Below are 12,140 nucleotides of genomic sequence, written 5' to 3' on the forward strand. Positions count from 1 at the left end.
CATGAACCACGACGGGGTTGGCCGCGGCATCCACAGATCACCACGGTCCTCTGGCGCCTGAGACCACGCAGCTGAATCATGGCGTCATGAATCAGCCTGGCTTCACACCTCCCGAACATCCAAGCCCGCTGGATTCTCGGTTGCTGCCATCGTCGTCAACCTGGTCGTCGTCGAACTCGTCGCCCGGGTTGTGGTGGGGCCGTGAAGCGGACCGGTGGGCCGCCTGCGCGTGGGATCTGGTGGGTGAGGCTCTGGAACCAGTCCTCCCGGTTGAATGCGCTGTGTGCCGTGCACCGGGTACTGCCCTGTGCCGATCCTGTCGGCGTTTGCTGCACCGCTGTACCGCGCGCCCACGGCGGGTGGAGGCACACGCTCGGCATGCCCACGGGCTGCCCATTGTTGCCACGGGTGCTTACGAACATGAACTGGCCACGTGCCTGCTGGCCTTCAAACAGGCTGGGCGCACAGATCTGACTCAGCACCTGGCAAGGATCTTGAACCGAGCCCTACACGCATCGGTGGGCAGCAACCCCTCTGAGGGAAACCAACGGATTGAACTGGTACCCGTGCCGAGCTCGGCAGCCGCTCTCCGACGGCGGTGGTTCGACCCCGTGGGAGTGTTGCTCAAGGCTGCACTGGCGCAGGATCACTCGCAGGCCGTCACCCCACTGGGATTGCACGCTGTGCCGTGGCTGGTGCACACCAGCACAGACCTTGCGGGGATGTGGCACCGTGTGAAGTCCACATTTAGTGGAAGGGACGGGCAGCCCCAAAAGCTCAAGACTGCTGACCAGCGATCCCTCGCCGGACCCGCACCCTTTCGGGTGGCCAAGGGGCGCCGGGGGCGCTCGGGGTCTGCGCTGCAACCGGGCAGGGTGATTTTGGTGGATGACGTGGTCACCACGGGAGCCACCCTGCACCGGGCGCGGAGCACCCTGGAGGGGGCCGGCGCCGTCGTGGTGGGTGCGGTGGTTCTGGCCGCGGCGCATACGCCCACAGGAAACACCCGCTGAAGTGCGCTGTGATTCGGGTGGTCAAGATGAATTCACGGTGTGAGCAAGGTAACGTGATGGCTACCGGGACAGCCTCCCGGGGTGGGGATCAGCACCCGCCTGATCTCCGCATCTACCAGTCAGACTGGAGGACACCATGGAGCTCATCGTCCAGGGACGTAATGTCAGCGTGCCGGAGCGGTTCAAGGAATACGTGGCCGAAAAGGTCGTGAAGTTCGAGGAACTGGGTGACAGGGTCCAAAGGATTGAGATCAAGGTTGTCAAGGACAATCCCACCCCTGGCCGCGACGGAATGCGTGTGGAGACCACGGTGATCGGCCGCGGGCCCGTGGTCCGTGCGGAAGCTCGCGGCGATGACAAATTTGCGGTGTTCGACGAGGCCTATGCCAAGTTGATCGAGCAGCTGCGCCGAGCACGTGACCGCCGCAAGATTCACCGCGGCAACCACCGTCCCACGGCGGTGTCGGAGGCCACGGCCTCCCTGCCGGTGGTCTCCAGTGACAGCCCCCTGTTCGCCTCGGCCGACGAACTGGCCGCAGCTGAAACAGAAGCCTTGGACACCCAGTATCCGTTGGAGGACGACGTTGCTCCCGTGGAGATTCGCCGCAAGCGATTCCCGGAAGAGCGCATGACAGTGGATCAGGCCGTGGACCGGATGGAACTGGTGGGCCATGATTTTTACCTGTTCGTGGACGCTGAGACCGGTGAACCGTCCGTGGCTTACCGGCGAAAGGGCTGGGAGTACGGTGTGATTGGCCTCAGCACGGAGGTCACCGGGGCCGAATCGGAACCGGCACGGGCCTACCAAGCAAGCTAGCCAGAGCCCAGTGAGATGATCGCCGCGGTGCGGGGGAGGTGTTCCTTCCCCGCACCGTTGCTGTGTCCACTGGCGTACACTGACTCGGATGACCAGACCGCGGCGCGGTGCATCACCTGAACGTGATGCACCGCCGGCCTGCGGTGCAAGTGCTTGAACCCAACAGATGCACAAGGAGCGTGAGCACGTGGCCTCAATCCTGGAGAAGGTGCTCCGGACCGGGGACAAAAGGGTGCTGAAGCGCCTCAAGGACTACGCGGACGCGATCAATTCGCTGGAAGATGGTTACCGCAAGTTCTCGGATGCCGAGCTGCGGGCGGAAACGGATGCGTTCCGCGCCCGCCTGGAGGACGGCGAAACGCTGGACCGGCTGCTGCCGGAGGCTTTTGCGGTGGTCAGAGAGGCCTCCTCCAGGACCCTGGGTAAACGCCACTACGACGTTCAGCTCATGGGCGGTGCCGCCCTGCACCTGGGCAACATTGCCGAGATGAAAACCGGTGAGGGCAAGACCTTGGTGGCCACTGCGCCGGCCTACCTCAATGCGCTCTCCGGACGCGGTGTTCACGTGGTCACGGTCAATGACTTCCTGGCGGAGTCCCAGGCGGAACAGATGGGGCGGGTGTACCGCTTCCTGGGCCTGGAAACCGGGACCATTCTCTCCGGCCAGGATCCTGCCACCCGGCGCAAGCATTATGCCGCGGACATCACCTACGGCACCAACAATGAATTCGGCTTTGACTACCTGCGCGACAACATGGCCTGGAGCGTGGACGAGTTGGTGCAGCGCGGCCACAACTTTGCGGTGGTGGATGAAGTCGACTCCATCCTCATTGACGAATCTCGTACACCGCTGATCATTTCCGGACCCGCCTCCGGGGATGCCAACCGGTGGTACTCAGTCTTTGCCAACCTGGTTCAACGCTTGGAGTTGGACCAGGATTATGAAGCGGATGAGAAAAAGCGCACCGTGTCCGTGCTGGAAGACGGCATTGACAAAGTCGAGGATTGGTTGGGGATTGAAAACCTCTACGACACCGCCAACACTCCGCTGATCGGTTTTCTCAACAACGCACTGAAGGCCAAAGAACTGTTCCAACGGGACAAGGACTACGTGGTCATGAAGGGCGAAGTCCAGATCGTGGATGAGCACACAGGCCGTATTCTGGCGGGACGGCGCTACAACGAAGGCGTCCACCAGGCGATTGAAGCCAAGGAAAAGGTGGAGATCAAGCCGGAGAACCAGACCATGGCCACGGTCACTCTGCAAAACTATTTCCGGTTGTATGACAAACTCGCCGGAATGACAGGCACGGCGGAAACCGAAGCTGCCGAATTCATGAACACCTATGAACTCGGTGTGGTGGCCATTCCCACCAACCGACCCATGGTGCGGCAGGACAAGACTGACCTGGTGTACAAGAACGAGGTCTTGAAATTCGCGGCAGTGGTGGCTGATATTGAGCAACGCCACAAGGCCGGACAGCCCGTGTTGGTGGGAACCACCTCCGTGGAGAAATCTGAATACCTCTCCAAGCTTTTGGCCAAACGCGGAGTTCGCCATGAGGTGCTCAACGCCAAGAATCACGCCCGGGAAGCAGCCATTGTGGCGCAGGCCGGACGTAAAGGTGCCGTCACGGTGGCCACCAACATGGCCGGCCGCGGTACGGACATCATCCTGGGTGGCAACGCCGAGGCCATGGCCATTGAGCGCATGAAAGAAAAGGGCTTGGACCCAGAGCGTGACCGGGAAGGCTATGAGGCCGCATGGCCGGCCGTTCTGGCTGAAGCCGAACTGGAGATCGGCGATGAGCACCAGGAAGTTCTGGAACTGGGCGGTTTGTACGTGCTGGGCACGGAGCGCCACGAATCCCGCCGGATTGACAACCAGCTGCGGGGCCGGTCCGGCCGCCAAGGAGACCCCGGTGAATCCCGGTTCTACCTGTCCCTGACTGACGACTTGATGCGGTTGTTCAACGCAGGTGGTGCTGCGCGCCTGATGGCCAATGCCGCAGATGACACCGCTTTGGAGTTCCGCATTGTCTCCCGGGCCATTGCCTCCGCACAGAACCAGGTGGAAGGGCGCAATACGGAGCAGCGCAAGAATGTTTTGAAATACGACGACGTCCTCAATCGTCAACGAAAGGCGATTTACACGGATCGGCGTCGTATTTTGGAAGGCGATGACCTCCAGGCTCAGATCCAGCAATTCCTCACGGAAGTGGTGGGGTCCATTGTGGTGGACCGCACCAGGGAGGGGCACCCGGAAGACTGGGATCTGGACGGTATGTGGGAGGCGCTGCGCACGGTCTACCCCGTGGGTCTCACCGCGGATGAGCTCATGGAGGAAGCCGGCGGGCGTGAAAAGCTGACCACCGCTTTCCTGCGCGAACAAATTGTCTCCGATGCCAAGGTGGTTTACGAGGAGCGTGAGGAATCCGTTGGTGCGGACACCATGCGCAATCTGGAACGCCGAGTGCTGCTGTCCGTGCTGGGCCGGCGGTGGCCGGAACACCTGTACGAAATGGACTACCTCAAGGACGGCATTGGGCTGCGGGCCATGGCGCAACGGGATCCGCTGGTGGAGTACCAGCGTGAAGGCTTCACCATGTACGAGAGCATGATGGGTGGAATCCGGGAGGAGACCGTCTCCTACCTGTTCAGCTTGGACCTTTCCAAGCAGCGAGCGGGTGCGGGTGGAGCGGTGAAGGTCAATGTGCCCAAACAGCCCAAGTTCTTGCAGTTCTCCGCCCCGGGCGAAGAAGGCGAGGTGGACGTTCACACGGAACGCAACACCACGGCTCCCAGGGAGCAGCAGGAGGACGCAGGGGCAACCCGGTCCGAACGCAACCAGGGGAACTCACCCACGGGGACCCAGGATCCCGTAGCCGACGACGCCGAACCCGCAGATGGTGGTGTGCGGGACTCGCAGGTGACGGACACTGCGGAGGAAGCACCGCAGCAGCACCGTTCACGGGCGGAGCGCCGGGCGGCGGAGGCCGCGGCCAAACGCCGGAAGAAGAAAAACCGTCCCTGACGGGGCCTCAACCGATTTCCAATACCGTGATGCGCCACGCACGTTCCGGGCGCTCGACGCGTAGCACCACGGCGCGGACCCGGGACTCGTCCTGGACCACCAGGGCAACTTCATAGATGCCATCGGCCACCTGGCACACTCGTTGCCGCAGCACCTCCGAGTGGCGGTGGATGGCCTGGACGGTGGCAGCGGCCGGCTCCATGGAGCGGCGTCGTTGAATGAGCTCTGCGCGACGTCTGAGTTTTTCCACGATGTCGTAGGTGGTCCAGCGGGCCAGTTGGTGGGCTGGCCGATTGCCGTCCAGAACCTCCAGTGCGGCCACGGTCAGGGATCGGCTCAATGCCGTGATGCGCTCGCGTTCGTCCCCGGGTGTGAAGGTGGCCGGTTCGGTGGTTTGTTGATTACGCCACCGGTATCCGGAGGGTGCCGGGGGTGCGGTTTCACTGCGGGCGATGATCGACATGACCTGCTCCTGGTAGTAGCTGGGCGGGGACGTTCAGTACGGTCCCGGGTTGAAGGAGATCCGGGTCTGCGACCAGGTGGGCGTTGAGTTGCCAGAGGTACGGCCAGGTGTTGGCCACCTGGGAATCCGTGCCGTTCGCTCCCATGAGCTCCTGGGTGATGGACCACAGGGATTCACCGGCCCGCACCGTGACAGTGCCTTCGACCACTCGTGAGCTGGTTTCGGGCGGAGCGGATTGGGGCTGGCTCTCTGCCCAGAACGGCGATGGTGTCTGACCGGCCGTGCCCGGAGCTTGTGGACTCACGACGTCACGGGCGGACTGCTCTGACTCCGGTGCGGTGAACAAGGCGCTGGGTTGAGAGCTTGCGGGTCCGTGTCCGGCATCCACGGCCCCGTGTCCACCACCCACCTCTGCGGGGGAGATGTCTGTCCAGGGGCTTGGTGGTGATGCCTGTGCGGCGGCACCAGTGGCCCCTGCCAAGATGTTCAGGCTCACTGCCGCCACGCTCACGCCCCACGGCACACCTGCGCTTCCCGAATGACTTGCGTGTACCGGCGGCGACGGTGCCGCCGTCCGATCTGAGCGCACCAAGCCCCTCGGATGCCTCATGCGCACCACATGCTCAAAGCGTCTGACCTGCGCTGGCGCGGTCCTGCCCGGGGTGAACCGCCTGGCGTATTCGGGGCTCATGGTCTCACTGCTCCTGGATGGTCTCTTGGCCACAGCTATCTCAGATGATGCTTTTTGATGACGTTTGGTGCAATTCAATACCTTGAAATGATCTTCAGTGATGTCTGCGTCACAGTCAAGATCTCCGCCTGACTCAACCTGCGGTCCGCGTAAAGTGACAGAAAATGACCCGAGTGGGCTTGATGTGCAGTGCTGAAGTGTGGGGGGATGCCCGTGCGGTGGGATGACCTGTTTGCGGACATGGAGGCCCAGTTGGCTTCGCAGCGCTACCGGGAGGTGGAGGCTGAAGCAGCTGAATTGACGCGCGCGGAAACCTCGCAGGCTCTTTTGGAGGACCGATGTGCTGCTCACCGCGGTGTGCCGATTCGGGTCAGCTTGCGTGGCGGTCTGCGGGTGGAGGGCACCATCACCTCGGCTGGCAGCGGATGGGTGGTGATTGAAGAAATTGGCCGGGAGACACTGATTCCACTGGAGGCGGTGGACTGGGTGGATGGCTTGGGGATGGGTAGGCAGTCACCGGAGCATCGGCGTCGTTTGGGTTTGCCGCACGCATTGCGGGCGCTGGCCATGGCGCGGGTGGGGGCCCGAGTGCATCTTCGGTCCGGTCCCACGGTGGTGCTGGAGGGGACCGTGGATCGGGCGGGGCGCGATCACCTTGATCTGGCTCTACATCCGGGGGAGGAGTTCAGGCGGCGCCGCGCGGTTCGTGCCGTGCGAACGGTGCCGTATGCGGCCATTGCCTGTGTTGTGGCGCAGACGGGGGCTGAGTCTGCCGTCTGAGCAGCGTGTTGTGGCTGCTGCGCTCAGTCCACGGGGGTGCCGGTTCGGATGGCTTGGGCCGTTTCCTGGTGCTTCTGCTGGACCCATTCGTCAAACACGCTGATTTGGATGCGCCATTGCCCGCGCCCTCCGATTTGAATGGCGGGTAACTCGCCGGATCGAACCATGGCGCGAACCTGCGCGGGAGAGGCACTGAGAACCTCTGCCACATCCGACAATGTGTAGAACTGGGCGTCAGCCACGTGCGCTCCTTCGGCAACCGGCCAGCCGCCGGTGGTGCTTGGACGACGCCGTGTCCGACGCCGCTACCAGTGTGCCACCGCAGCCACGCGCGGTGGAGTTATCCACAGGTTCTGATGCAAATGGGTCTTTTGGCGTTTTGTTGCGGCTCCTTCGTCCACAGATCGACCGACGCCCTCGAAACTCGGTGGCTCCGTGGGTCACCATGACCTGTGGACGGCAAGCCAACAGTTCGCAGGTGGAGCTGTACGGGGGATTGAGGAGACAGCTGTGGCTGGTGGGCTCGGAAAGTATGGCGGTGCTACGACGCCGCAGGGGGCGCGTGGGGGCGCAGCCGGTGGATCAGCTGCCCCGGGGCAAGGTGTGCACTCCGGTGGGCGCTTCCGGAGGCCGGGATGGAGGGAGCCGCGGCTGCTGATCGGTGTGGGGTTGGTGGTGGTGGCCGTGGCAGGAACCACTGCCACCATGGCGTGGTCCAGCACCACGGAAGAGTATGTGGTGGCCGCCCGAGACTTGGACGTGGGAACCCGGATCAGTGCCGCAGACTTTCGCACGGTGGACGTGCGGTTGGAAGGCGCGGAGGAGAATTATCTGCGTGCCGGCAGCGACTTGTCCGAGGATGCGGTGATCGTGAGTCGGGTACCCGGCGGGCAGCTCGTTCCCACACGTTCCGTTGGTGAAGGGGCGGATCTGGACCGCCGTCCCATGGGTATTCCACTGGCCACCGCGCTGCCCGGAGGCACTGGCGCCGGGGACAGCGTGGACGTGTGGGTCTCCCACCGTGAATCCAGCGGACGCGGCTGGTCTGAACCCCAACAGATTTTGGAGGGGGCTGAGTTGGCCTCCGTTGATCAAGCAACAGGCACTTTGGGCGCGGGTCAACAGATGACGGCGCAGGTTTTGGTGGACCAGGATGACGTGGCCGACGTGGTGGACGCTTTGGCCACCGAATCCAGGATCACCCTGGTGCCGCACATGGGCGGTGGCCGGTGAGCGTCGCCCTCACCAGTTTGGGCCCCTCCGCGGATGCTGTGGCCCATGACATTGACCGCCTCCACGGCCCCGTGACTCTGGTGCGGCGCACCACAGATCTGGTGGAGGTGCTTTCCGTTGTCCGTTCCGGTTTGGCCCGCGCGGTGTTGGTGGCTGAGGGTGCTGAGCAGTTCGGTGCCGAGGCCATGGATGCGCTGCAGGAAGCACGCGCCGTGGTGGCGGTCCTGGAGGGTTTCGACGACGACCGCCTGGTTGAGCTGGGGGCCATTTTCATTCCGGCTGATCTTCAGGCCGCCGAGGCCGCCAGTATTCTGGTGGAAGAAGCCGAACGTGCTGCTCACCAGCAGCCCCGTGGTCGTCCGGCTGAATCTGCTGAAGCTGTGCTGGAACAGTGGTCCACCGCACCCGATGCCGGTTTTTCCGGGGCAGGCGCAGGGCAAGCCGCTGAACAGACACCGCAGACAGCCGCTGCGTTCCAGGATGAAGCGGCAGCAACAGCTGCGCACCCTGCAGCGGCAGGCCTGGTGGTGGTGTGGGGTGCCCATGGCTCACCGGGGCGCACCACCGTGGCGGTGAATGTGGCCGCGGAACTGGCAGTGTCCGGGCACCGTGTGATGCTGGTGGATTTGGACACGTGGGGGCCATCCGTGGCCCATCTGCTGGGCTTGTTGGATGAAACGGCCGGTGTGGCACTGGCGTGCCGGGCGGCGGACCGTCATCAATTGGACCCGGCTGCCTTGGACCGCGCCGCGGTTCGTGTGGAGCTCGGTGCAGCTCACCTGGATGTTCTGACTGGCCTGACCCGATCCGAACGATGGCCTGAGCTGCGCGGGGGCTCTGTGAGTCGCCTGCTGCGGGCCTGCCGCGAGGTGTCGGGGACTCCGGGAGAACAGCATCCCATTGTGGTGGTGGACGTCGGTTTTTGTCTGGAAGAAGACGAGGAACTGAGCTTTGACACCCAGGCACCGCGACGCAATGCAGCGGCCATCACAGCTTTGGCCGAAGCTGATCTGGTGGTGGCTGTGGCCTCCGCCGATGTGGTGGGGCTGCCGCGGGCCGTGAAATCCATCCCCGGCGTCCTGGAGCGCACGGAGGCACCGGTCATGGTGGTGGCCAACAAGGTGCGCAAAGCCGCGGCGGGCCGATCTCCGCGTTCAGGTGTGCGCGAAGCCTGGGAATCCATGGGAGCACCTGTTGCGATCACTGACTACGTGTCCTTTGATCCCACCACGGTGGATCGTGCTGCCTTGGACGGTTCCGTTTTGGCTGAAAGTGCTGCGGGGTCCACCGTCCGGGCAGAGCTCAAAGCGGTTGCGGACAATGTGCTCCGGCGTCTGGCCGGAGAGACGGCCCAGGGGGCCGGCCCGGAGCAGGTGCGGGAAACAAGTTTTGGTCGGCGCATGAGTGCGTGGTTGCGCCGGTGATAATCTGCACCGGGACCAGCTTTCCACCAAGGCTCTGCTGGCTTGCAGCAACGCTGCTGTGCAGCCAGTTTTGACCACGCGTTAGAACCAGTTTTGACCATCGACTAGAAAAGGTTGTGCTGTTGCCACTCACAGCCCTGCAGGGTCGCCCGGAAGTCACCGAGCACACCATGGAGTATCTGCATCTCCTGTTGGCAGAGTGGCAGATATTGGCGGATCTGGGTATGGGGGATGTGCTGCTCACGGTCCCGGAAGATCACCTGCACTCCGTTGAAGGTGTGCTCAGGCCCGTGGTGGGCACGCCAATGGTGATTGCGGCACACACCCGCCCGGCCACCGCCCAGACTGCGTACGTGGAAGATCTGATTGGGCGGGCCGTGGGGGACGGCTTGGGGGAGTTTCTGCGGGAAGCCTGGGAGAACCACAGCGTCTCCGTGTACCGGGACAGGCATGCGCGGCGCCAGGTGTTCGCCGTGCCGATTGTGTACGAGACCGTGACCGTGGCAGTTCTGTCCCTCCACGCCGAGATGGGCGATGATCGGCTGTCCGGCATGGATCTGACGTACCGTGACTGTGCCATGGATCTGATGAAAATGGCGCTCACGTGTCAGTGGCCTGCCAGCGGTGTACCAACCGCCCCGGGCCGCGGTGCCCCGCGGGTGGGGGACGGCGTGATCTGCCTGACGGCTCAGGACTGCGTGCGGTTCATGTCCCCCAACGCGGTGTCTGCGCTCAATCGAGTCGGTTCCGTGGCCAAGGCCATGGGAGAGTCCCTGACCGATGTTGTGGGCTCCGTGTTGCCCGTGGGACAGCAGGTTGACGAGGTTTTGATGGGGGTTCTGCGGGGGCGTGTTGCGGATTACGCAGAATTGCGCCGCGGCCGTACAGCCATCATGTTCCGCTCCATTCCAGTCAGGCTGAATGGTGAACGCACCGGGGCGATCATTCTGTGCCGGGACGTCTCTGAACTGCGACGCCGCGAACGTGAGCTTTCCTCCAAGGACGCCACCATCCGGGAGACGCACCACCGCGTCAAGAACAGCTTGCAAACGGTGGCGGCGTTGCTGCGCATGCAGGCCAGGCGTGCGGACACTGAGGACGAGCACCGGGCGCTGGCCCAAGCCATGCGGCGCGTGGACACCGTGGCGCTGGTGCACGATGCGCTCTCTGAAACTCCGGACTCCGCAGTTGACTTTGATGCCTACTTTGCCCGCCAGCTACGAACCATTGTGGATCTTGCCAAGACGGAAGTCCGGGTCACCGCAGAGCTTCAAGGCCAATTCGGTGAAGTTCCAGGCCACCTGGTGACTCCGCTGGCACTGGTCCTCAATGAGGTGGTGACCAACGCGGTGGAGCACGGACTGGCGGTGGATGGCGGGAACCTGACCGTCACGGCGCACCGACGACCGGCCCAGGGGCTTGCCTCCGACCACCCAGCCCCTCCGGTGGAAGAACTGGTGGTGGTGGTTGAGGACGACGGCGTTGGCCTGCCTGCAGACTTTCCCATCGGCCGCTGGGCAGCCGATCAACGGGATGCAGATGAACCTGCGCCACGCGGATTGGGCACGCGGATTGTGCGGAATCTGGTGTTGGGGGAGCTGGATGGTTCCATCTCCTGGGCCAGGGGTGAAAAGAGCGGCACGGTGGTGGAAACAACCGTGCCGCTCTACCTTGACCCCGTTGCAGCACCCTCCTCTGACAGGTAGGGCGTTGCCGGGGGCGTGAGGTCGCTAAAGCTGGATCAAGACGCCCGGCGAGCGCGAGCATTGCGGCGCTTGAGAGCGCGGCGCTCGTCCTCGCTCATGCCACCCCAGACACCGGCGTCCTGACCGGAAGACATGGCCCAGCTCAGGCACTCGTCCATGACGGCGCAGCTACGGCACACAGCTTTGGCCTCCTCGATTTGGAGAAGTGCGGGACCGGTGTTTCCGACCGGGAAGAACAGCTCAGGGTCCTTCTCAAGGCAGGCTGCGCGAGAGCGCCAATCCATCAGCGATGGCTCCTTTCAAATGCACGTGTCCGGTGGGCATGACAGCGTCAGCCCCTCAGCGGGTTGTGCGACAGTGGCAAGGTGTGACGTCCGTCGAGGACCGGCGGCGTCACAAAAACTTGCCTAGACTTTCGCATGTGAACACCGCGTGAACAAGGGGTTTGGGAGGTTCATCACATGACTTCCTGTGTAATTCCTGCGCTGTGCCCGTGCCACTGGTCAAAATCGTTGAGGAGTCTTGAAGTGCCCGCTGCCGCAAGCCCTGTCAATCCGTCCTCACCGCAGCGTGGCGGCGTGCGCCCAACTGCGCTGGTTCCCCTGGTCCTGATTGTGGGCGCACAAGCACTGATCTTGGGAATCGGGGCCGCGGTGATGGTTTTCGCCATGATCACCGGTGAGGTCTGGTCGGTTCCGGGGGCAATTTTCCTCACCGTGGTTTTCGGTGGGGGCTTTTTGTGGCTCAGCAATGCGGCACGGGGGCTGTGGCGCGGTAAACGCTGGCCGCGCGCTGCTGCCTTCACCGCACAACTGTTTTCTCTGGTGGCTGCCGGGGCGATTGTTCTGCCGTACACCGTTGTGGGGGCGATTGCCTTGGTAGTTGCTGCCCTGATCGCCATGATCTGCTTGTTTGTGCCGACAGTGGTTGATTGGACCACCCAAGATGTGGATGCGCGCCTTCAGTGAAGGGGCTCACG

At 63.4% G+C, this 12,140-nt stretch carries 12 protein-coding genes; 8 read left to right on the forward strand and 4 right to left on the reverse strand.

The window, feature by feature from the left end:
• Positions 1–86 precede the first annotated feature (86 nt).
• From Q4G32_RS12615 to secA, 3 genes are all read left to right on the forward strand, one after another.
• Positions 87–1,013, forward strand: coding sequence for a ComF family protein (locus Q4G32_RS12615; protein WP_303351882.1), 927 nt, complete (start codon positions 87–89; stop codon positions 1,011–1,013).
• A gap of 136 nt (positions 1,014–1,149) precedes the next feature.
• Positions 1,150–1,830 (forward strand): ribosome hibernation-promoting factor, HPF/YfiA family, encoded by a 681-nt coding sequence (gene hpf / locus Q4G32_RS12620; RefSeq protein ID WP_303351884.1) that lies wholly within the window; start codon positions 1,150–1,152, stop codon positions 1,828–1,830.
• A gap of 187 nt (positions 1,831–2,017) precedes the next feature.
• Positions 2,018–4,864: a preprotein translocase subunit SecA gene (gene secA / locus Q4G32_RS12625; RefSeq protein ID WP_303351886.1), complete on the forward strand. Its 2,847-nt coding sequence runs from the start codon at positions 2,018–2,020 to the stop codon at positions 4,862–4,864.
• Positions 4,865–4,871: 7 nt separating this feature from the next.
• Here the strand turns inward: secA and Q4G32_RS12630 are convergent, their stop codons facing one another.
• Together Q4G32_RS12630 and Q4G32_RS12635 are read right to left on the reverse strand one after the other, a co-directional pair.
• The gene (locus Q4G32_RS12630) at positions 4,872–5,327 is read right to left on the reverse strand and encodes an Rv3235 family protein (RefSeq protein WP_303351888.1); all 456 of its coding nucleotides are present in this window, start codon (positions 5,325–5,327) and stop codon (positions 4,872–4,874) included.
• Complete coding sequence (locus Q4G32_RS12635) at positions 5,305–5,823, reverse strand: LysM peptidoglycan-binding domain-containing protein (protein WP_303351890.1); 519 nt, start codon at positions 5,821–5,823, stop codon at positions 5,305–5,307. The genes Q4G32_RS12630 and Q4G32_RS12635 overlap by 23 nt, the downstream gene beginning before the upstream one ends.
• Positions 5,824–6,225: 402 nt before the next feature.
• Between Q4G32_RS12635 and Q4G32_RS12640 the strand changes: the two genes are divergently transcribed.
• Positions 6,226–6,798: a hypothetical protein gene (locus Q4G32_RS12640; protein WP_303351892.1), complete on the forward strand. Its 573-nt coding sequence runs from the start codon at positions 6,226–6,228 to the stop codon at positions 6,796–6,798.
• A 23-nt stretch (positions 6,799–6,821) separates the two neighbouring features.
• On the opposite strand, the gene Q4G32_RS12645 is transcribed toward Q4G32_RS12640, so the two are convergent.
• On the reverse strand, positions 6,822–7,040 hold the full coding sequence (locus tag Q4G32_RS12645; RefSeq protein WP_303351894.1) for a helix-turn-helix domain-containing protein: 219 nt from the start codon (positions 7,038–7,040) through the stop codon (positions 6,822–6,824).
• A 268-nt stretch (positions 7,041–7,308) separates the two neighbouring features.
• Here Q4G32_RS12645 and Q4G32_RS12650 point away from each other — a divergent pair, with 268 nt between their 5' ends.
• The 3 genes from Q4G32_RS12650 to Q4G32_RS12660 all read left to right on the forward strand — a co-directional run bounded on the left by Q4G32_RS12650 (position 7,309) and on the right by Q4G32_RS12660 (position 11,161).
• A complete protein-coding gene (locus Q4G32_RS12650) occupies positions 7,309–8,031 on the forward strand; it encodes a hypothetical protein (RefSeq protein WP_303351896.1) in 723 nt (240 codons plus the stop codon).
• Positions 8,028–9,455, forward strand: coding sequence for an AAA family ATPase (locus Q4G32_RS12655; protein WP_303351898.1), 1,428 nt, complete (start codon positions 8,028–8,030; stop codon positions 9,453–9,455). Before Q4G32_RS12650 ends, Q4G32_RS12655 begins: the two co-directional genes overlap by 4 nt.
• 122 nt (positions 9,456–9,577) lie before the next feature.
• Complete coding sequence (locus Q4G32_RS12660; protein ID WP_303351899.1) at positions 9,578–11,161, forward strand: sensor histidine kinase; 1,584 nt, start codon at positions 9,578–9,580, stop codon at positions 11,159–11,161.
• A 35-nt stretch (positions 11,162–11,196) separates the two neighbouring features.
• Here Q4G32_RS12660 and Q4G32_RS12665 read toward each other — a convergent pair whose 3' ends face one another.
• Positions 11,197–11,445 (reverse strand): WhiB family transcriptional regulator, encoded by a 249-nt coding sequence (locus tag Q4G32_RS12665; RefSeq protein ID WP_303351900.1) that lies wholly within the window; start codon positions 11,443–11,445, stop codon positions 11,197–11,199.
• A 243-nt stretch (positions 11,446–11,688) separates the two neighbouring features.
• On the opposite strand from Q4G32_RS12665, the gene Q4G32_RS12670 reads away from it, so the two are divergent.
• On the forward strand, positions 11,689–12,129 hold the full coding sequence (locus Q4G32_RS12670) for a hypothetical protein (RefSeq protein WP_303351901.1): 441 nt from the start codon (positions 11,689–11,691) through the stop codon (positions 12,127–12,129).
• Positions 12,130–12,140: the final 11 nt, after the last annotated feature.

It is taken from the genome of Kocuria sp. (genome assembly GCF_030538595.1).
Lineage (GTDB): Bacteria > Actinomycetota > Actinomycetes > Actinomycetales > Micrococcaceae > Kocuria.